At 61.5% G+C, this 21,371-nt stretch carries 13 protein-coding genes and 1 pseudogene; 2 read left to right on the forward strand and 12 right to left on the reverse strand.

Annotated features, from left to right (window positions below; translation table 11 throughout):
- Nucleotides 1-456 precede the first annotated feature (456 nt).
- Complete coding sequence (gene acnA / locus CGX12_RS00300) at nt 457-3,165, reverse strand: aconitate hydratase AcnA (RefSeq protein ID WP_094037902.1); 2,709 nt, start codon at nt 3,163-3,165, stop codon at nt 457-459.
- Nucleotides 3,166-3,466: 301 nt separating this feature from the next.
- Between acnA and rimK the strand changes: the two genes are divergently transcribed.
- On the forward strand, nt 3,467-4,369 hold the full coding sequence (rimK, locus tag CGX12_RS00305) for a 30S ribosomal protein S6--L-glutamate ligase (protein ID WP_094037903.1): 903 nt from the start codon (nt 3,467-3,469) through the stop codon (nt 4,367-4,369).
- Entirely contained in the window at nt 4,369-5,388 is a 1,020-nt protein-coding gene (locus CGX12_RS00310) for a succinylglutamate desuccinylase/aspartoacylase family protein (RefSeq protein ID WP_094037904.1), read from the forward strand. Before rimK ends, CGX12_RS00310 begins: the two co-directional genes overlap by 1 nt.
- Before the next feature lie 92 nt (nt 5,389-5,480).
- Here the strand turns inward: CGX12_RS00310 and serA are convergent, their stop codons facing one another.
- The 11 genes and pseudogenes from serA to CGX12_RS00360 all read right to left on the reverse strand — a co-directional run bounded on the left by serA (nt 5,481) and on the right by CGX12_RS00360 (nt 21,229).
- The gene (gene serA, locus CGX12_RS00315) at nt 5,481-6,710 is read right to left on the reverse strand and encodes a phosphoglycerate dehydrogenase (protein WP_094037905.1); all 1,230 of its coding nucleotides are present in this window, start codon (nt 6,708-6,710) and stop codon (nt 5,481-5,483) included.
- 195 nt (nt 6,711-6,905) lie between these two features.
- Nucleotides 6,906-7,616 carry an SIMPL domain-containing protein gene (locus CGX12_RS00320; protein ID WP_094037906.1) on the reverse strand — a complete coding sequence of 237 codons (711 nt, stop codon included), beginning with the start codon at nt 7,614-7,616 and terminating at the stop codon, nt 6,906-6,908.
- Between the two features lie 56 nt (nt 7,617-7,672).
- The gene (locus tag CGX12_RS00325; RefSeq protein WP_094037907.1) at nt 7,673-8,173 is read right to left on the reverse strand and encodes a hypothetical protein; all 501 of its coding nucleotides are present in this window, start codon (nt 8,171-8,173) and stop codon (nt 7,673-7,675) included.
- 30 nt (nt 8,174-8,203) lie between these two features.
- On the reverse strand, nt 8,204-11,731 hold the full coding sequence (locus tag CGX12_RS00330) for a cadherin-like domain-containing protein (RefSeq protein WP_303396170.1): 3,528 nt from the start codon (nt 11,729-11,731) through the stop codon (nt 8,204-8,206).
- A gap of 4 nt (nt 11,732-11,735) precedes the next feature.
- Nucleotides 11,736-13,024, reverse strand: a pseudogene (locus tag CGX12_RS20370) (retention module-containing protein); the annotation flags it as partial.
- A 124-nt stretch (nt 13,025-13,148) separates the two neighbouring features.
- Nucleotides 13,149-15,059 carry an EAL domain-containing protein gene (locus tag CGX12_RS00335; RefSeq protein ID WP_094037909.1) on the reverse strand — a complete coding sequence of 637 codons (1,911 nt, stop codon included), beginning with the start codon at nt 15,057-15,059 and terminating at the stop codon, nt 13,149-13,151.
- A gap of 2 nt (nt 15,060-15,061) precedes the next feature.
- Nucleotides 15,062-15,748 carry a transglutaminase-like cysteine peptidase gene (locus CGX12_RS00340; protein WP_094037958.1) on the reverse strand — a complete coding sequence of 229 codons (687 nt, stop codon included), beginning with the start codon at nt 15,746-15,748 and terminating at the stop codon, nt 15,062-15,064.
- A gap of 15 nt (nt 15,749-15,763) precedes the next feature.
- A complete protein-coding gene (locus CGX12_RS00345) occupies nt 15,764-16,354 on the reverse strand; it encodes an OmpA family protein (protein ID WP_094037910.1) in 591 nt (196 codons plus the stop codon).
- A gap of 17 nt (nt 16,355-16,371) precedes the next feature.
- Nucleotides 16,372-17,685: a TolC family outer membrane protein gene (locus tag CGX12_RS00350; RefSeq protein WP_094037911.1), complete on the reverse strand. Its 1,314-nt coding sequence runs from the start codon at nt 17,683-17,685 to the stop codon at nt 16,372-16,374.
- A gap of 21 nt (nt 17,686-17,706) precedes the next feature.
- A complete protein-coding gene (locus CGX12_RS00355) occupies nt 17,707-19,092 on the reverse strand; it encodes an HlyD family type I secretion periplasmic adaptor subunit (RefSeq protein ID WP_094037912.1) in 1,386 nt (461 codons plus the stop codon).
- Nucleotides 19,085-21,229 (reverse strand): type I secretion system permease/ATPase, encoded by a 2,145-nt coding sequence (locus tag CGX12_RS00360; RefSeq protein ID WP_094037913.1) that lies wholly within the window; start codon nt 21,227-21,229, stop codon nt 19,085-19,087. Before CGX12_RS00360 ends, CGX12_RS00355 begins: the two co-directional genes overlap by 8 nt.
- Nucleotides 21,230-21,371: the final 142 nt, after the last annotated feature.

Here is a 21,371-nt window from a genome sequence, read left to right on the forward strand (position 1 = left end):
AAACAGCTGGAAGACGTAAGCTGGAAGCTGGAAGCCTGACTCTTAGTCACAAGTCCGACTGTCTGATTCAGCGCAGAGAAGAGGCAGCAGGGCTACCTCCGCCGACACGCCGCAAGTACATCCATGTAGGCTCGCACATGCCATCCCTGGCATGTGACGGTCGGCGGAGGCCATCCCTGTTGCCTCTTTCAAGCCCCGACGCCGTCTGAAGATGGTGCCAGCAGGTGGCATCGGGGCGACAGAGAGGACAAAGGGCGCAGCTTCGCCGGCCCTCCGCGCCAGGGAGGGCGCGGCGGAGCCCCCAGGGATGGGTTTACGGCGTGCCGGAGGAGCTGTGCGCTTTGGCCGATGTTTTGCTGATCTAAAGTCAACAAAAACTTGTGACTAAAAGCCAGGCTGGAAGCCGAGTCTGCCCCCCTCGGTTTGCTTCCAGCTTCCAGCCTCAAGCTTCCGGCTTCAGAGCATTCTGCGGATCACATAGTGCAGTATGCCGCCGTGGCGGTAGTAGGTGAGTTCCTCCCCGGTGTCGATACGGCAGCGCACCTGGATCTCCCGCTCCTTGCCGTCGGCGTCCGTTATCTCCACCGTCAGCGTCTTGCCGGGTGTCAGCTCGTTCAGGCCGCGGATGCCGAGCCGCTCGTCTCCTTTTAGCCCCAGGCCGGCGGCACTGTCGCCACCGGTGAATTCCAGCGGCACCACCCCCATGCCGATCAGGTTGGAGCGGTGGATGCGCTCGAAGGATTCGGCGATCACCGCGCGTACGCCCAGCAGGCGGGTGCCCTTGGCGGCCCAGTCGCGGCTGGAGCCGGTGCCGTACTCCTTGCCGGCCACCACCACCAGGGGCACGCCCTCCTCCTGGTAGCGCATGGCCGCGTCATAGATGGCCAGTTGCTCACCGCTGGGATAATGGCGGGTCTCGCCCCCTTCCACCCCGTCCAGCATCAGGTTGCGGATGCGGATATTGGCAAAGGTGCCGCGCATCATCACCTCGTGGTTGCCGCGCCGCGAGCCGTAGGAGTTGAAATCACGCGGCTCGACGCCCAGGGACCGCAGGTAGCGTCCCGCCGGGCTGTCGGCCTTGATGTTGCCGGCCGGGGAAATATGGTCCGTGGTCACCGAATCTCCCAGTATGGCCAGCAGCCGGGCATCCTTGATGTCCGCCACCGGCTCGGGCTCCTTGCCCATGGTCTCGAAAAAAGGCGGATGGCGGATATAGCTGGAATCCGGCTGCCAGTCGAAGGTGCTACCGCCGGTGACCGCGATGGCCCGCCAGCGCTCATCGCCCTCGAACACCTCGGCATATTCCTTGCGGAACATCTCGCTGTTCACCTGCTCCACCGCCTTGGTGATGGCCTGCTGGCTGGGCCAGATATCCTTGAGGTAGACCGGTTTTCCGTCCTTGCCGGTACCGAGCGGATCCCGGGTCAGATCCACCTTGATGTTGCCGGCCAGGGCGTAGGCCACCACCAGCGGCGGCGAGGCCAGCCAGTTGGCCTTGACCAGGGGATGGATGCGACCTTCGAAGTTGCGGTTGCCCGACAACACGGAGGCGACCGTGATGTCGTCCTGCCGGATGGCCTGCTCGATGGGCTCGGGCAGGGGGCCCGAGTTGCCGATGCAGGTAGTGCAGCCATAGCCCACCAGGTAGAAGCCCAGACGCTCCAGCCAGGGCATCAGCCCGGCCTTCTTCAGGTAGTCGGTCACCACCTTGGAGCCCGGTGCCAGGGAACTCTTGACCCAGGGCGCCCGGGTCAGGCCCTTCTCCGCCGCCGCCTTGGCCAGCAGGCCGGCGGCCATCAGCACGCTGGGGTTGGAGGTATTGGTGCAGGAGGTAATGGCGGCAATGACCACGGCGCCCTCCTGCAGCCGATGGTTTTGGCCATCTAGGGAAAATTCGGTGCCGGCAGATGGCTGATTGGCACCCACCGCCGTCTGGCCGCCTTCATTTTCCAGTCGGCTCTGCTGGGCCGCTTCCACCTTGATCTGGTTGCCAAGCGCAAAGGCTTCCGCTACCCGCGACAGCGGTACCCTGTCCTGGGGCCGCTTGGGCCCGGCCAGGCAGGCCTCCACCTGACCCATGTCCAGGCTCAGGGTGTCGGTGAACACCGGCTCGTCGCCGGGGTGGCGCCACAGGCCCTGGGCCTTGCAATAGGCTTCCACCAGTGCGAGCTGCTCCTCGTCGCGACCGGTCAGCCGCAGGTAGCGCAGGGTTTCCTCGTCCACCGGGAAGAAACCGCAGGTGGCGCCGTATTCCGGCGCCATGTTGGCGATGGTGGCCCTGTCCGCCAGGGGCAGGCTCGCCAGGCCGTCGCCGTAGAATTCCACGAACTTGCCCACCACCCCCTTCTTGCGCAGCATCTCGGTGACGGTGAGCACCAGATCGGTGGCGGTGATGCCCTCGCGCAACTTGCCGCTCAGTTTAAAGCCCACCACCTCGGGGATCAGCATGGACACCGGCTGGCCCAGCATCGCCGCCTCCGCCTCTATGCCGCCCACGCCCCAGCCGAGCACGCCCAGGGCGTTGATCATGGTGGTGTGGGAATCGGTGCCCACCAGGGTGTCGGGGCAGACGACGGTGTCGCCCTCGCCGGGCAGGCGCCACACGGTCCGGCCCAGGTATTCCAGGTTGACCTGGTGGCAGATGCCGGTGCCGGGCGGCACCACCCGGAAGTTGTCGAAGGTCTGCTGACCCCAGCGCAGGAAGGCGTAGCGCTCGCCGTTGCGGGCCATTTCCAGGTCCACGTTGGTGGCGAAGGACTTGTCGTCGGCGAAGGCGTCCACCATCACCGAATGGTCGATGACCAGATCCACCGCCGTCAGCGGGTTGACCTTTTCCACCTCGCCGCCCAGGCGTTGCACGGCTTGGCGCATGGCGGCCAGATCCACCACCGCCGGCACCCCGGTAAAGTCCTGCATCAGCACCCGCACCGGACGAAAGGCGATCTCCCGCTCGCTGGTACCGCCGTTCAGCCAGTCGGCCATGGCGGCGATATCGTCCGGGCCGACGCCGTCCTGTCCCTGGTGGCGCAGCAGGTTCTCGGCGAGCACCTTGAGGGACTTGGGCAGGCGGGCCAGGGCCTTGCCGCCCGGCGCCTGCTCCAGGCTGTAGTAGAGACAGGACTGTTCGCCCAGTTTCAGTGTGGATAGCTTCGAAATGGAAGACATGGCTCCTCCTCGCTCGGTTGGCTGCCGGGCAGCCGGCCAGTATGCTGCCGCCCGCTCACATGGGATTATTATTTAGGCACAGCGGGCGCCACAAATAAAGGTGCCGGCCGAAACCGGACGCCGCCCGGCCGTTGCCGGATAAATCGACAATAGTGGCGCTTTGACCGCAAAACGAATATTTTTGACCCCAACCCCGCTTTTTCTTGTTGGCGCCGGCCCCCCGGATAGCGTAGATAGTGGGCCTGATTTTATGCTCCCCCGGATCGAGAAACAGAGAGCCGTGCCAAGCCTGATGAAACCCATGAACATTGCCATTCTTTCGCGTAACGCGTCCCTGTACTCCACCCGCCGCCTGCGGGAGGCGGCCGAGGTGCGGGGACACAAGGTCACCATCATCGATGCCCTCAAGTGTTACATGAACATCAACGACAACAAGCCCTCCATCCATTACCAGGGCCGGGAGCTGGAGCATTTCGACGCCGTGATCCCGCGCATCGGCGCCTCCATCACCTTCTACGGCACCGCGGTGCTGCGCCAGTTCGAGATGATGGGCTGTTATTCCCTGAACCACTCCGCCGCCATCAGCCGCTCCCGGGACAAGCTGCGCTCGCTGCAGCTGCTGTCCGGCCAGGGCGTCGGCATGCCCATCACCGGCTTCGCCTGCAAGCCCGGCGATGTGCCGGATCTGATCGACATGGTGGGCGGCGCGCCTCTGGTGATCAAGCTGCTCGAGGGCACCCAGGGCATAGGAGTGGTGCTGGCGGAAACCCGCAAGGCGGCGGAGAGCGTGCTGGAGGCCTTTATGGGACTCAAAGCCAACATCATGGTGCAGGAATTCATCGAAGAGGCGAACGGCGCCGATCTCCGCTGCTTCGTGCTGGGCGACAGGGTCATTGCCGCCATGAAGCGCCAGGCCAGGGAGGGCGAGTTCCGCTCCAACCTGCACCGGGGCGGTGAAGCCACCCTGGTGCGCATCAGTCCGGAGGAGCGCAAGACCGCCATCGCCTCGGCCAAGGCCATGGGCCTGAGCGTGGCCGGGGTGGATCTGCTTCGTTCCAAACGCGGCCCCCTGGTAATGGAGGTCAATTCCTCCCCCGGGCTGGAGGGCATAGAGCAGGCCACCGGCAAGGACGTGGCAGAGCTGATGATCCAGTACATCGAAAAACACGCCCACAAGAAACGCAAGTCTCAGGAGCGCGGCTGATGCGGGAGAGCTTTCCTATCGCCGGTACCCAGATAACGCCCGGCAGCCGCCGGGTATTGCAACTGGCCCTGGCCCAGCTCTATACCCAGTCGCCCCTGACGGTGCCGTTGGAGGTGGTGCATGGCCGGCAGCCCGGCCCGGTGCTCTTGATCTGCGCCGCCATCCACGGCGACGAGCTGAACGGCATCGAGATCGTCAACCAGGTGCTGGCCCGGGTAAACCCGGCGCGGCTCAAGGGCACCCTGGTGGCGGTGCCCGTGGTCAATGTATTCGGCTTTATCCACAAGTCCCGCTACCTGCCGGACCGGCGGGATCTGAACCGCTGCTTTCCCGGCTCGGAGAAAGGCTCGCTCGGCGCGCGGGTGGCCCATTTCTTCGTGGACGAGATCGTCAGCCAATGCAGCCACATCGTGGATCTGCACACCGGGGCCATCCACAGATCCAACCTGCCCCAGATCCGGGCCAGGCTGGACTGCCCCGCCACCCGCCAGATGGCGGACGACTTCGGCGCCCCCGTGGTGCTGGACGCCAGCATCCGCGACGGCTCGCTCCGGGCGGTGGCGGAAAGCAGGGGCATCCCCGTGATCCTTTACGAGGCAGGCGAGGCCCTGCGCTTCGATCCGCTCGCCATCAAGGCTGGAACCCGGGGCGTGCTCAACGTGATGCGCGGCCTCGGCATGCTGAAACCGGTGGCCGGCAAGGCCAAGGTTAAACCCATGATCGCCAAATCCAGCACCTGGATCCGGGCCGAGCAGGACGGCCTGCTGCACCTCAAGGCCCGCCTCGGCGACCGGGTCAGCAAGGGCCAGTGCCTGGGCACCATCAGCGCCCCCCTGGGCGCCGACACCTGCGAGGTCACGGCACCGCGCAGTGGCATCGTCATCGGCTGCCTGACCATGCCGCTGGTCAACGAGGGGGATGCGGTGTGCCACCTCGCCAGCTTCGACGAGGTCAAGCAGGCGGAGCTGAGCGTGGAGCGCTTTGTGGATGAGCTGGATATCCGGCCGGAAGTGCTGTAGCCCGTAACGGCCAAGGTGAACAACCGACAATTTGAGCAATAAAAAGCCCGGTTTCCCGGGCTTTTAGCTTCTAGCTTCTAGCTTCTAGCTTCTTAGTGCAGGATACGGGCGCGGATGGTGCCCTCGATGGCCTTGAGCCTGGTCAGGGCCTGCTCGCTCTGGGCGGTTTCCACATCGATCACCACATAACCGATTTTCGGCGAGGTTTGCAGGTACTGGGCCGCGATATTGATGTTTTCGCTGGCGAAAGCCTGGGTGATCTGATTCAGTATGCCCGGCTTGTTATGGTGGATGTGCAGCAGCCGGCTGGTGCCGGAATGCTCGGGTAGGGACACCTCGGGGAAGTTGACCGCCGACAGGGTGGAGCCGTTGTCTGAGTACTTGATAAGCTTGCCCGCCACTTCGTAGCCGATGTTTTCCTGGGCTTCCTGGGTGGAGCCGCCGACATGGGGAGTCAGGATGACGTTGTCGAACTCGCGCAGCGGCGACATGAATTCTTCATCGTTGGACTTGGGCTCGACCGGGAAGACGTCGATGGCGGCACCGGCGACATGCTTGCTGCGCAGGGCCTCGGCCAGGGCCTCGATCTCCACCACGGTGCCACGGGAGGCGTTGATCAGGATGGCGCCCGGCTTCATCATCGCCAGCTCTTCGGCGCCAATCATGTTCTTGGTCTGGGGGGTTTCCGGCACGTGCAGGGACACCACGTCGGACATGTTGAGCAGCTCTTCCAGGCTGGCAATCTGGGTGGCGTTGCCGAGCGACAGCTTGTTTTCGATATCGTAGTAGAACACCTGCATGCCGATACCCTCGGCGATAATGCCGAGCTGGGTGCCGATATGACCGTAACCGATGATGCCGAGCTTCTTGCCACGCGCCTCGAAGGAATGAGTGGCGGTTTTCTGCCAGATACCGCGGTGAGCCAGGGCATTGCGCTCGGGGATGCCGCGCAGCAGCAGCAACAGCTCACCCAGCACCAGTTCGGCCACGCTGCGGGTGTTGGAGAAGGGGGCGTTGAACACCGGAATACCGCGGATCTCGGCCGCCGCCAGATCGACCTGGTTGGTGCCGATGCAGAAGCAGCCGATGGCCACCAGCTTGTCGGCCGCGTCCAGCACGGTGTCGGTCAGTTGGGTACGGGAGCGGATGCCGACGAAATGAACGTCCTTGATGCGTTCCTTGAGTTCATCTTCTGCCAGAGAGGTCTTCAGATAGTCGATATTGCTGTAGCCAGCATTTTTAAAGGAATCAACGGTGCCCGGATGCACGCCTTCCAATAATAAAATTTTAATTTTTTCTTTATCTAAAGAATAGTTAGCCATTACCTGGTCCTTTATGACAACTGCGTTATAGGACCATAAAGTATCAAAAACATCGGCTTTAGGGAATTTCTGTAATCAAGGTCACGTTTTTTTAAGTTATAAATTTTTTTTTAATCACTGAACCCTTTTACTGCGGGGGAATCGGCCGGCTCCGGACGGAGCATCCGGGGAATATTCCCTTTCCCCGGCCACCTTTTATTCGAGGGTAAACACCACCTGTACCGAGTCGTTGAACTGGATTTCGTTCTGCACATAGCTGGCGTCCAGGCTCTCGGCCGAGGCCATCTTCGCCATCATGCCGAAGGGACGCGGCATGATGGGCCCCTGGGCCTGGTATTCGATGGCGTACACTTCGCCCAGGCTGCGGCCAAAGCCCGCCGCCAGCTCTTCGGCCAGGGCCTGGGCGTTGGCCACCGCCGCCGCGCGGGCCTCCCGGCGCACTTCGTCCGCATCGCGCCGGCCGTAACCGACCTGCTGAATGTTCTGAATGCCCTGCTCCAGTATCTTGTTGAGCGCCGGGCTCAATTGTTCCAGATCGTACAGCCGCACCGTGATCTGCCGCTCGGCCAGGTATCCTTTCAGCTCGGGACCGTCCCCGTCTTTCGGATAGCGATAATCGGGACGGGTGATGACATTGCCGCTGTCGATATCTTCCTTGTTGATGCCCAGCCCAGCCAGGCTGCTGAACAGGGCGGCGACCTTGGTGTCGACCTCTTCCTTGGCGGCGCGGCTTTCCGGCTTGAGCGCGGTCACCGAGACCGACAGGGTCGCCATGTCGGGTTCAACCCGGATCTCGGATTGGCCCTGGGTGACCAGGTGGGGAGCATCGGGCACGGCGATGGCGAAGCTGGCCGAGCTGAACAACAAGGGCAGCAGCGACAGGCTGCCGAGGGGGAAAATACGCATGGTGTTGCCTCATGATGGAAATGACCTGATATCTGACCCGGATGGGCCCGACCGGTTCAATCGTGATGATGATACACCGCCAGCCAGTTGACCACATCGTCGATCAGCTCGCTGCTGAGCCCCGCTGTGTCAGGGGCAGTCGCAGGAAGAGTCTCATCCAAATCCATCACTTCGTCCAGGATGTCGTCGAGATCCGGCAATACCAGCTCCCCGGGGCCATTGCCGGAAACCAGCCCGGTGGAAGGCAGGGGAACGCCTTCTTGCAGCAGGATATCGTCCAGCTCCCCCGCCCTGGCAACGGGCTGCAGGCGTGCCCCGCTTTCATCCAGCAGGATCACTTCCCCGGCGCTCCCCTGCCCCCACAGGGACCAGCGTTGCTCCTCAAAATCGATGGAGAAGGATCCCAGCGGCTCTCCCTCTCCATCGAAGAGTTCGACCTCTTCCAGGCTGCCGCCCGGCAGCGACCACGGCAGGTTGACCCCGTCGTCCACCAATATGTCCTGCCCGTTCCAGTGGTAGCTGACCCCCTGGAGCAGGGCCGTTGTCACCTTGGCCATGGTTGCCTCGCCTTTACCTGAGCCCCGCCGTCATGACTTGTCCACCATCAGCGACTGATCGTCCAGCATGGCGTTGATCAGTGCGCTGCTGCTGTTGACACCGTAATCCGCCAGCAGGTCCTGGTTCTCGAAGCGGATAACCTGGGTATTGCCGCCGTCACCACCAGGCGAGACGGTCAGCAGGGTATCGCCGTTATCCAGGCTGAAGTTCAGGTAGTCGTTCAAGTTTCCGGACTCCTCGCCATTGAGCAGTTCGCTCAGATCAAGCTGGTCAATCCCCTTTTCAAAGTCGGTGATGGTATTGACGGAGCCGGCGTCGGCCTCGATAAAGCGGAAAATATCCGCCCCGTCCCCCCCGGTCAGGGTGTTATTGCCCAAACCGCCTATCAGGATATCATCGCCGGCACCGCCGATAAGAATGTCGTTACCGGCATCACCGATAAGAAAATCGTTACCGTCGGTACCGTAAATCACATCATCGCCATCACTACCGGAAATCTCATAACCATTGGAGGTGGTAGTACTGACCATGACGGAAAACTCCGCATCATCCGTATCCTGATCCGCATCCGCTCCGGTCAGTAAAAAATCGAGTTGATAATCATCGGGAAACTCCTTGATTACGTACTTCAGAGCCACCCCTTCTATCTTAAACTGGTTCTTATCGCTGGCATATAGGTCAGCATAATCCAACACTTTGCCAGGATCTATCTCAAAACTAATGGTATAGTCGGCACCGATAACACCATTAATCTCCTCACTAGAACCATCCTTGTATACGACAAAAAGAGTGATGCCGTCCCCAGGCTTCGCCGAGGCGCTTGAGGCTATCTTGAAATTCAGTTCAGATACGGATATAGCGATCTCATTATCCAGTAAATTAAGGGTTAATCTTAATCTGTCCCCCTTGTTTCCATGCATCACATTATCACCGACACCGAGTTCGGAAGAAGATATGGTGATAGTGCTATCAACAAGCTCACCTTTATTATTCTCGCTTAGTCCTGTGGCTACCAGACTGAAGTAACCGCCAAACAAATCTCCGTTAAAAGTATAACTGGCAAGATTACTGCCACCAGATACTCCGGCCAGCAGGCTATCTACAGGAACTTCCCTTATCGGCTCCGGTGTAACCAAATTGAAATCATAAGTACCGTCACTGTTGATGGCGATAGTGAAAAAGACCTGGGTTTGCTCCCCATCGAAAAACTCCGCCTTGTAAAAAAGCCGTTCGTCATTTGAAAGGCCGGCATCCAGGGTGAAGCTATAGCCATCCGGCATGCCCTGCCAGACAAGCGCACTGGCATCAAAGGCACTGGCAAAACCATGAACGTCCGCGCCAACATCAAACTGATAAAAGCCCTGATAGGTCGCCTGAATATTGGCGATGGACAAGTTCATCACGGACAGGGTCGGTACATCGTCCACCACATGGAGTGTCAGCGTACCGCTGGCATGGGTGCCACCGATGCCGGCCACCTCTATCTCCACATTTTCACTCAGTGTTTCATCATTACCCGGTTTGACATGCTCCTGCGCCTCGCCCAGCACATAGGTATAACTCAGGATGCCATTCTCATCGAAGCCGGTGAGATAGAGGGTGCCGTACTGGGTGACAACTTCACCGGGTGCTTCCTCGCTGAAGGCCTGCAATGCCGCCAACGTGAATAGCACGCCGCCGATGGTCACGCTGGCGATGCCGTCACTGGCGCTGATCTGCACGGTGCCGCTCACCGACTCCCGTTCGTCCTGCTCCGACACCAGTCCGGCCTCGTACACGGTGCGTTCGTCTTCGCCCGCCAGTATGGTCACCTCCGCGTCATCATCCGCCCCCTGGATCAGGATGGTCAGGCTGGCGCCGTCCGGATCGCCATCGCCGTCGTAGATGGTGTACCCCAGGGTAAAGCTCAGTTCATCCTCCGCCGTCAGGGCCTGTACCGCCGCCAGGCTGTTGTCCAGGGTGAACTGGTAGCTGCCGTCATCGTTCAACACCAGGGTGCCGTACTGGGACAACGCCTCTATCACCTCGGCGTTATCCTCATTCCATACCAGATAAGTGCCCGCTGCCTGGCCATCGGCACCGAAACTGTCGTTATCCAGCACATTACCCGCAACCAGATTCTGCCCGGCGTCGTCTTCCACCACCAACTGCGGTGACTCGTCCTCGGCTACGGGGCCATCGTCGTTGATCAGGACCGTCAGCGTCGCCTCCGGCGAGACGTCGCCGTCGTCGTCGGTCACCCGCACCTGGAACTGGTCCTGTACCTGGTCGGCGGTGCCGATGGCATTCGGGTCATCATGCTCGAGGCTATTGGTGTCGAGGGTGTAGGTCCAACTGCCGTCGGTATTGACCGACAGGGTGCCGTAGTCCCCCTGCACCAAGGTGCCGTCGGCGTCGATCTTGATCCAGTTACCGTCCTTGTCCTGCACCTCGATAAAGTCCAGGGCATCGTTGCCGGTCTTGATATCCAGCGAACCGGAGGCGGTCAGGTCACCGCCGCCACTGCCCGCCGGCAGCGCCGATTCCCACACCACGCCATCGTCACCCTCGGCCAAGAGCACCGATACCGTCGGCTTGGAGTCGCCCTGCAGGGTGATGGTCACGGTCGCCGTGGCGCTGTCCCCGTCCCCGTCGGTAAGACGGTACTGGAAGCTCACCTCGCCTTCCTCGCCCGCCGCCGGGGTATAGCTGAAGGTGCCGTCATTGTTGTACACCAGGCTGCCACTGCCGGTGAGGCTGCCCTCCACCAGCGCCACGCCGCTGGCCAGGTCGACGCCGTCCGCCCCCGCCTTGTCGTTGGCGAACACGTCAATGGTGACCTGCTCGTTTTCATTCGCCTGGCTGGCACTGTCGTCCTCGGCCACGGGGCCGTCATCGTTGACCTGGACCGTCAGCGTCGCCTCCGGCGAGACGTCGCCGTCGTCGTCGGTCACCCGCACCTGGAACTGGTCCTGCACCTGGTCGGCGCCACCGGTCTGGTCGATGCCGTCATGGTCCAGGGTGTGCTCCGCCAGGGTATAGGTCCAGCTGCCGTCGGTATTGACCGACAGGGTGCCGTAGTCCCCCTGCACCAAGGTGCCGTCGGCGTCGATCTTGATCCAGTTACCGTCCTTGTCCTGCACCTCGATAAAGTCCAGGGCATCGTTGCCGGTCTTGATATCCAGCGAACCGGAGGCGGTCAGGTCACCGCCACCACTGCCCGCCGGCAGCGCCGATTCCCACACCACGCCATCGTCACCCTCGGCCAAGAGCACCGATACCGTCGGCTTGGAGTCGCCCTGCAGGGTGATGGTCACGGTCGCCGAGGCGCTGTCCCCGTCCCCGTCGGTAAGACGGTACTGGAAGCTCACCTCGCCTTCCTCGCCCGCCGCCGGGGTATAGCTGAAGGTGCCGTCATTGTTGTACACCAGGCTGCCACTGCCGGTGAGGCTGCCCTCCACCAGCGCCACACCGCTGGCCAGATCGACACCGTCCGCCCCCTCCTTGTCGTTGGCGAACACCTCGACCGTGATCGGCGCATTCTCCTCCACCTGGGTGGCACTGTCGTCCTCGGCCAGCGGNGCCGATTCCCACACCACGCCATCGTCACCCTCGGCCAAGAGCACCGATACCGTCGGCTTGGAGTCGCCCTGCAGGGTGATGGTCACGGTCGCCGAGGCGCTGTCCCCGTCCCCGTCGGTAAGACGGTACTGGAAGCTCACCTCGCCTTCCTCGCCCGCCGCCGGGGTATAGCTGAAGGTGCCGTCATTGTTGTACACCAGGCTGCCACTGCCGGTGAGGCTGCCCTCCACCAGCGCCACACCGCTGGCCAGATCGACACCGTCCGCCCCCTCCTTGTCGTTGGCGAACACCTCGACCGTGATCGGCGCATTCTCCTCCACCTGGGTGGCACTGTCGTCCTCGGCCAGCGGGCCATCGTCGAGGATAAAGATATCCAGGCTGGCACTGGCGCTATCACCGTCGTCGTCGGTCACCCTAATCTGGAACACATCGCTCAGCACGTCCTGGTCGAACACCTGCCCTTCATTGGGGTGATCCACAGGGCCGTTGAGGGTATAGGTCCAGGTAAAGTCGGGGTTGATCACCAGGGTGCCGTAGAGTCCTTCCACCACGCCGCCATTGGTCACATCGATCCAGATACCGTCCTTGTCCTGTACCAGCACCTCCAGGGCCGCCAGCGCATCGGTACCGGTATTGATCGCTATGATGCCCTGGGTAGCATGCTGGCCATTGCCGGCCTTGCTGCCCCCTTCCAGGCCGGCTTCGCTCACCCAGGAAAAGGCGCCGTCCACACCGGGCAACTGGGGCTGGCCCTCCGGGTCGGTGGGCGGCTGGGGAATGATCACTATGGTCGGAATGGAATTGGGCGGCAGGGGTTCATCGGCCGGCAGCAGCAGATCCAGGGTATCGACCGTTTCGAAGGCCAGCGGATTGAAGGCGGTAAGAAAACCCGCCTCGGGCTGGACAAAGCCCCCCACCCTGTCCACCACCACGAAACCGCCGTTGCCGCTACCCAGCCCAGCCACGCCGGCGGCAACAGGCCCGGCGGCGGGACCGGCCGCCGGGGCTTCAAACAGTTCGGTCGGATCCAAACCGGCCAGAATGGCCGCCTGGATGGCATCCACCTCCGCCAGGGTATCGTTGTCCATGGGAACCTGGGCCGCTTCCGCCGGTAATTCGGGATTGTCGTCATAGACGATGCGGGTATTCTCGTCGGTCACCAGCAGGGTTCCCGGCAACAGGATTTGTCCCGGTGCCACCAGTTGCAGGGTACCATCCTGGCCTATCACATAGGCCCGGCCTTCCAGTTCCAGAATTTGAACCGCTTTCTCGATACGGGTGGTTTCCATGGCTCTCTTCCCTATTCTCGCCTGTTATACCTTAAGGCTAGGGCTGAAAGCCGTTGACTTCCTACACAAAAAATCGGCGATTCCCGCAATGGGAATCGCCGCTATCTACGAAAAATTAGAAGGATCAGGGAAGCTGGCGAGGCGGGCTGATAAAGCCCTGATAGGCATCCACATGCAGGGTTTTGAGCAACCGGACTTGCGGCTCGGTTTCCACCCGGGTGGCGATCGTCACCGCTCCCATGTTGTGGGCCGCACGACAAACCGCCGCCAGGAACGCATCGTCGAAGCCGGGCTCCGCTACCTGGCTGGTATAACCGTGGTCGAGCTTGACATAATGGGGCCTGAGTTCCCCCAACTGGGTCAACAGGTCAAAATGCCGGCCAAAGTGATCGATGCCCCATGCCACCTTCAGCGAGGCCAAGGGCGACACCAGTATGTCCTTGCCGGAGGCAAAAGCACTTTCCGGCAGCTCCAACGCCAGCCGGCGCCCGGCTTCCTTGTACTGCTCAAGCATCTCGGTCAGGGCCGTCCAGAAGCTTTCCTGATGACAACTCTGCCGGGTAAGGTTTACCGCCAATTTTAACTGCGGACGCTCCGCCAACAGCGCCAGGGCCCGGCCTATGATATGAAGATCCAAGCGCTCCCCCAGCTTGAACTGCTCCACCACCGGCAGAAAGTGGCCGGCATGATAGACGACACCATCCTTGCGAATGCTAATGAACAGTTCCTCATGGTAAGGCTTGCCATCAAAATCCAGCACCGCCTGGACACTGCATTCAAAACTGTCTTCCGCCAGCGCTTCGTCCACCAGTTGCTTCCAGGCCAGTCGCCCCAGGCCGTCTTCAGCCCTGCCATGCTCCACCACCACGGCACCGGTATGTTCCATGCGCGCCTTGTTCAGTGCATTGTCGGCCCTGGTCAGCAGTTGGCTGACGTTGTCCCCTGATTGAATCACCGCCATTCCTACCACCGACAGGTCACGGCCATTGACCGGATCCACCACCAGATCGGCGATAGAGCGATTGATCTCTTCGCCCAGAATTCCCAGCCGTTCTCCATCGGTTTCCGGAACCAGCATCGCGAATTCATAGGCGGAGAGCCGGGCCAGGGCATGTTCACCGAAACGCCGGCACAGCTGGCGCAAGCTGCCGGCAACCGCCCTGATCATCTCGTCACGAACAGCAAACCCCTCTTCCTGATAAAGCGACTCCAGCATGTCCACGGATATCAGGATCACGGTGCCACCGCCGGTTTCCCCGAGCCAGGACTGGCTTTGGGAGACAAAATAGGACCTGTTACCCAGCCCCGAGGCTTCATCCAGAAACGCCCTTTGCCGCAGCCGCTCCGCCTCGTCCGCCTGCTCCTTGAACTGAAGCTCCAGCTTGCCGGCCATATTGTTGATGGCTGCCACCACTTCCCGCAACTCACGGGTTGCGGGCAATGGAATGGCCTTGCCGAAATGGTGCAGTTCAATTTCCCTGGCCTGCTTCTCGATATCGTGCAAGGGCTTCAGCAGATAACGCAGGGCCAATACCAGCAGCCCCCACACCAACAAAAAACAGGCCAGGAACCAGGTGGCCAGCCGGCTCATCCCCTGCCAGAGTTCGTAATAGGCCTGGCCGGGGTGACCTTCAACATACAAGTGGCCCAGTTGCAGCCAGCCTGAGGTCAGTACGGCGTCGTATTTTGCCCCCTCGAACAACCCCAGGTTGACAAACCAGGCCGGCACCCGCCGGGGCAATGAGGTATGTTCCCGGATAATCTGCTGGTCGGCGGCCAGCAGATCCAGCCGGACCCGACGGTAAAAACCCCCATCGAACACGGCGTTGATCACCGACTCGGCTCCCAGGGTATCACTGGTCTCGAGATAGGGCGTCAGGGCCAGCCCCAATGAGGTTACGGTGTTGATTACCGTGGTCTGCTGCTGCTGCGCCAGGTAGTTCCGGGTAGAGCTGAACTGCACCGAATAGGCGGTGATGAACAGCATGGCAAAAAGCAACAGCATGGTTACCAAGAGTTGGCGGTATAAAGTCATAGTTATCTGTCCAAATTGATTTTGGGGCGCTGCAGTCGTTTCACATCGACCCGGCCACGCAAATCATTCCAAAGCGACAATCGTGATGCCTGCCCCGCCAGCTCACCCTGTCCCCGCTCCCGCATCAGCCACAGGTGCTGACCGTTAAAACTGTAAATGGGCTCAAGATCGCGGCGCTCCGTCGCCGGCCGGATGGTTCCCTCGAGATTGTCCAGGATAAAGGGAACCGACGACGGTGTCGGATAATAGGCAACCACCATATGAAACTGGTTCAAGCGCAATGCCTTGACGTACACCAAACGCAACTTGCTGTCGTCGATGCCAAGCTCCAGCAGGGTGAAATACTTGGCGATGCTGAAATCCTCGCAGTCACCGCCTCCCGCCCCCAGAAATTCGAGCGGGGTCGCCCAGTAGTCTTCCTTGCCCCACAACTTGATATCGTCGATAAAGTGCAGGCGGTTAAAAAAGATGTTCACCCGGGAAAGTCGCTCCCGTTCACTCCAGCCCGCGGCCTGTCCTTCCCTGACCAGTTGCCGCCATGCCTGGGTACGCGTTGTCGCCGGCTCGCCATAAAACTGGCGCACCGCCGCAATCATATTTTCGTCTTCCCGCAACAACGACTGGGCCGGCAGGCCGAGCACCAGACCCAGCCATGCCAGCCCAGCCAGCAGGGAACGCAGCCGCCTCATCAACAGCAATCAGGCTCAGCGTTCAACGCTGTACACGTTCCAGCGCATCCTCACCCCGTCCCGGGCACTGGCCAGGGCGCCAACCACCCGCCGGTTGGCGGCGGCAGACTGCTCATCCTCGCCCATCAGCACGGGCCGGGTGGCGCCATAGCCGATGATCTCCAGCCGCTCGCCGCCGACGCCCGCCTGCATCATCGCCTGCCGGACCGCCTCGGCCCGCCGCTTGGACAGAGCGATGTTGTAGTCGTGGCTGCCGACCTGGCTGGCATGGCCTTCCAGCAACAGCCTGAGCGACGGGTTTTCCGCCATAAAGGCGGCCATCCGCTCGATCTCGGCCTGATACTGGGGTGAAATCACCGAGCTGTCGTGGGCGAACAGCACGATCAAATCCTGCTGCAATACCTGGCTCTCGCCGCTGTGACAGCCGTCGTTGTCTACCGAGGCGCCCACCGGGGTATCCAGGCAGTTGTCCCGGGCGGTGATGACACCATCCCAGTCCGCGTCGCTCAGATCATAGGCGGCTACCGTTTCCCGTTCCGGCTCGGTGGTCAGGCTGGTACAGGCGGCCAGGGGCAAGAGCAGGGCCAAAATAGTCCATGTTTTCATCGTGTATCTCCTTATGTTCAGTTTTTGGCCTGCCATTGTTCGGGCTGGGTAAAGCGCAACGCCTCCAGCAACTGGCCGGTGGCATTCATGATGCGGTACTCCGCCAGCAGTTGATCGTATTCGGCATTGATGTAGGAACGGCGAGCCTCGAACAGTTCGTTCTCGGTGTTGAGCACGTCAAGCAGGGTACGATTGCCCAGCGAGAACTGCTTCTTGTAGGCGTCCACGGTGTTATAGCTCGCCTCCACATGCTGGCGCAGGAAGTCCTTCTGCCGCCCAAGGGATTCATAAGCAGCCCATGCCAGTCGGGTGCCTTCGCCTACCTGGCGATGGGCATTCATGTGGATGTCCTTGGCCTGCATCTCCAGCGCCGAGGTGGAGCGGCTGCGGGCCACGTCGGCACCGCCGTTGTACAGGTTGTAACGCATCCGCACCATGGCGGTGAAGTCGTAATTGTGGCCACGCACCCCGTCGATATCGTCATCCCAGTTCTTGTCCAGTTCCAGGCTGACATTGGGGTAAAAACCGGCCTTGGCATCTTCGTGCTGGTAACGGGCCGCGTCGATGTCGAAGGCGGCGGAAGTCAGGGTCGGGTGGTTTTCCTGGGCCTTGGCCAGGGCATCATCCAGGGTCGGCGGCATGAAGTTGGCGTCCGGCTGGGGCTGGCGCAAGTCATCCGGCATCTGGTTCACCAGGGCGATAAAACTGCTCTGGGCATCCCGCAGGTTGTTTTCCGCCGCGGTCATGTTGGAATAGGCACGAGCGACCCGTCCCTGGATCTGGGTATAGTCGGCGGTGGAGCCCACGCCCGAGTCGGTACGGCGCTGAATGTCGGAAAAGATCTGCTCATGGGTCTCGAGATTGCGTCGGGACAACTCGACGATCTCATCCTGACGCAGTACCTCCAGATACACTTCCGCTACCCGCAGCGCGATGTTCTCCGCATCGGACAACAGCGTGTAGCGCTGGGCGTCCGCCTCGGCCTGGGTCCGGCCGACGTTGCTGGAGGTCTTGAAGCCGTCGAACAGCATCTGGCGCAGCGACAGGCCAGCTTCCTTGCGGGTCAGGGTCTTGTCGGCACGAGGTCCGCCGTCCCGGGTGCCCGGACTGTCGGTATATTCGTAACCGATGCCGGCATTGGCATCCAGCTTGGGCAGGTAACCGGCAAAGGCTTCATCCTGGTCATACTGCCGGGCCTGGTAGAGGTGAAAGGCTTCCTTGACCTTGGGGTGGGTCATCAGGGTGTGGGTCACCGCCTCCTCCAGTGTCTGCGCCTGCAACGGCAGCACCAGGGATACGCCGACCAGAACGGCCACAGTCGTTTTTTTCATTGTTATTACTCCCTTTTAAAATCAGCGCTCCCGCAGAGCGCCCTGTTTTGCTCTTAATATGGGTTTTAACAGGTAATCCAGTACCGTTTTTTTGCCTGTTATAATGTCGACCCCCGCCTGCATACCGGGGATGATCTTCAGAGGAGCCTCTTCCGTGCCCAGAAAGCTTTCCTGGGTGCGGATGGTCGCCAGAAAAAAGGTATTGCCTTCATCGTCCTGGATGGAATCGGCACTGATTTTTTCCACTTCGCCCAAAAGCCCCCCGTAGATAGTGAAATCATAGGCGGTAAACTTGACCATTGCCTCCAGGCCCGGCCGCAAAAAACCGATATCTTTCGGCAGGATACGGGCTTCAACCAGCAGGGTATCCTCCAGCGGCACGATTTCCACCAGATCCATGCCCGGCTGCACCACGCCGCCAACCGTATTGACTTTCAGGGTCTTGATGGTGCCCTTGACCGGCGAGGTCACCGAGGTCCGGCGCACCCTGTCCTGCAGGCCGACTTCTCCCTCCTGCAACTGGGCCAGCCGGTTGCGGCGTTCGCTGAGTTCACGCTGGGCCTCGGAGCGGAAGGTCAGGGCCACTTCCTTGCGTTTGAAGATATTCTCCCGCAAGGAGGCATCCAGCTTGGGCAGCAGCAGCCGGGTCGATTCCAGTTCACCCTGCATCTGGTTGAGCTGGCGCTCCAGGCGCAGTATCTCCACCTGGGGGACTATGCCTTCCCGGGCCAGGGGGCGGCTCATGTCCACCTCCCGTGCCGCCAGGGATACCCCGCGTTGCAGGGTACGCACCTTGGCGTTGGTTTCGATGATCTCCTGCTCCCGTTGCTCTATCTGGTTGCCGAGGATCGACAGCTGGTTCCGGACAAACCCCAGACGCTCTTCAAACAGCGCCTGCTGGACTTCGGCCTGGCCCGGATACTGCTGCCGGAAGTCGTCGGAAAACGCCAGCACACTCCCCACTATCCGGACCTGTTCCCGCCAGGCCAGGCTGCTGTCTTCGTTGATCGACATGGCGGCCACTTCTGCCTCCAGCCGTCGCACGTCGCCGTGCAGCGCCGCGATTTCCTGGCCCCGCTCCCGCAGATCCGAGAGGAAGCGGGTATCGTCGATCAGCAGCAAGGGTTGCCCCTTCTCCACCTGTTGCCCCTCCCGGGTATAGAGTTCCCGGACTATGCCGCCTTCCAGGTTCGACACCACCTGGATCTGCTGGGAGGGGATCACCGAGCCCGTGCCCGAGGTCACCTCCTCCAGTTCGGCAAAGCGGGCCCAGATCAGGGCGGCGAACACAAACAGCAGCATGCACCACAACAGGGCCCGGGCACCGCGCGGCGTGGTGAGCAGGATCGCCGCCGCGGTGTCGCTGGTGTAATCGAGCAATTCGGGGGGAAGTGACCGCTTAGCCATTGCTGACCTCCCGGCCGCGAACCTTGCCGGACTGAAGTTGCCGCAGCACCTGCTCCTTGGGACCGTCCGCCACTATCCGGCCCTGCTCCAGCACGATCAGCCGATCCACCACCTCCAGCATCGAGGTTCTGTGGGTGATCAGCAGCAGGGTCTGCTCTGGCTTGAGCCTGGCCAGCTCCTGGCGGATATACTGCTCGGAGCGGTTGTCCATGTTGGAGGTGGGCTCGTCCATGACCAGCATGACGGGGTCATTGAGCAGGGCCCGGGCGATGGCCACCGCCTGGCGCTGGCCACCGGAAAGCTGGCGCCCGCCCTCGCCCACCTGCTTGTCCAGGCCATCCGGATCCTGGTTGGTGAACAGGGTCACCCCCGCCTGCTGGGCCGCCCGCAACACCAGGCTCTCATCGGCCAGGGGATTGGCGATGACGATATTGTCGCGGATGGAGCCGAAAAACAGGTTCACATCCTGGGGCACGCAGCCGATGTTGCGCCTGAGCGCCGCCGGCTGTAGCTGGCCGATGTCGATGCCATCGATGCGGATGGCCCCGGCGGTAGGCTTGTACAAACCGACGATCAACCGCTCCAGGGTGGTCTTGCCCGAACCGATGCGACCGATGACGGCCACCTTCTCGCCGGCCTTGATGTGCAGCGTCAGGCCGCTCAGCACATCGTGCTCGGAGCCGGGGTACCTGAACGATACCTGTTCGAACAGGATATCGCCGGCAAACACCGGGTGGTGGATATAACGCTTGCCCGTTTCCTGCTCGTCGGGGGCCGCCATGATCTGCTCCAGTATGGTCATGGCCGACTTGGCCTGGTTGTAGCGGGTGGACAGCACCGACATCTGCACCATGGGCGCGATGGCCCTGCTGCTCAGCATGACGGCGGCGATAAGTCCGCCCATGGACAAATCGCCGGCGGCAATGAGGTAAACCCCCAGCACGATCAGGCTGACGGTGGTCACCTGCTGGGTCACGTTCGCCAGGGTGGAAACGCTGTTGGTCAGCCGCCGGGTTTTCATGCCCCAGCTGGCGATATGGCTTACCGCCTGCTCCCAACGATGCTGGAAGGTGCCCTGAGCGCCGAACAGCTTGATGGTTTCCAGCCCGGCAATGCCTTCCACCAGGTTGGCGTTTTTCTGGGACGCCAGCCGGGAACCTTCTTCTATGCTGCGCTTCAGGGGCCCCTGCACCAGCAGGCTGAACAGGGCCAGCGACAGTATGGCCAGTATGGGTACCCAGACCATCTGGCCGGCGAAGATCCAGATGATCAGCAGAAACAGCAGGGCAAAGGGAATATCCACCAGGGCGGAGACCGTCGCCGAGGTCAGGAAATCCCGTACCGACTCGAACTCCTGCAGGTGCTTGGCGAAGGCGCCGGTGGACGGGGGGCGCGCCTCCATCCGCATGCCCATCACCTTGGCGAAGATCCGGGCGGACAGCAGCACGTCCGACTTTTTGCCCGCCACGTCGATAAAATGGCTGCGCAACATGCGCATGATGAAATCGAACAGGAAGACGATGCCGGCGCCGATGGCCAGCACCCAGAGCGAGTCGAAGGCGAGGTTCGGCACTATCTTGTCGTAGACGTTCATGGTGAACAGGGGCGTCACTACCGCGAACAGGTTGATCAGCAGCGAGCCCGTCAGCACATCCCGGTAGATGGGAGCGGAGCGCCACAGGGTGCCCCAGAACCAGTGGCCGTCGTGATGCTCCAGCACCTTGGGCGAACGTTCGTCGAAACGGAACCTGGGCTTGGTGAACAGCACCCGTCCGGTATGGCTGGCCGCGAGCTTCTCGAGCGGCAGCCACAGTTCGCCTTCCTCCGAGCCCGGCAGCATTACCTTGCAGCGGGCCTGCTCGGGCTCGGACGCCAGCAGTACACAGGCGCCGCCTTCCTTCAGCAACAGAATGCAGGGCAGCAACAGCTCGGAAATCTCTTCGATCGCCTGGGCGGCATGATGCACCGCCAGCTCGGCCCGCTCGGCCGCCCGGGAAAACAGCAGCGGCGTCAACCGCCCTTCCGGCAGGGGCAACCCGGAGATCAGCGCTTCCCCCTGGTGGGGGTGGCCGTAAAATTTGGTCAGAAACACCAGGCTGGCCAGCAGGGGATCCATCCCCAAGTTCGGATCTTGCATGAATGCTTCTCTTTTTTATGAGAAAGGTTGAAGCAAGCGTCCTGCCTGATTTTTCAACCGTATAAGAGAAAGATAGCAGAGGGAATAGGCCCCGCAAGGAGCCGGACTATCCCGAAGCCCGGGCCTGGAGGGATGAACAAAA

Origin of the sequence: Zobellella denitrificans (assembly GCF_002237365.1) — a bacterium.
Classification (GTDB): domain Bacteria; phylum Pseudomonadota; class Gammaproteobacteria; order Enterobacterales; family Aeromonadaceae; genus Oceanimonas; species Oceanimonas denitrificans.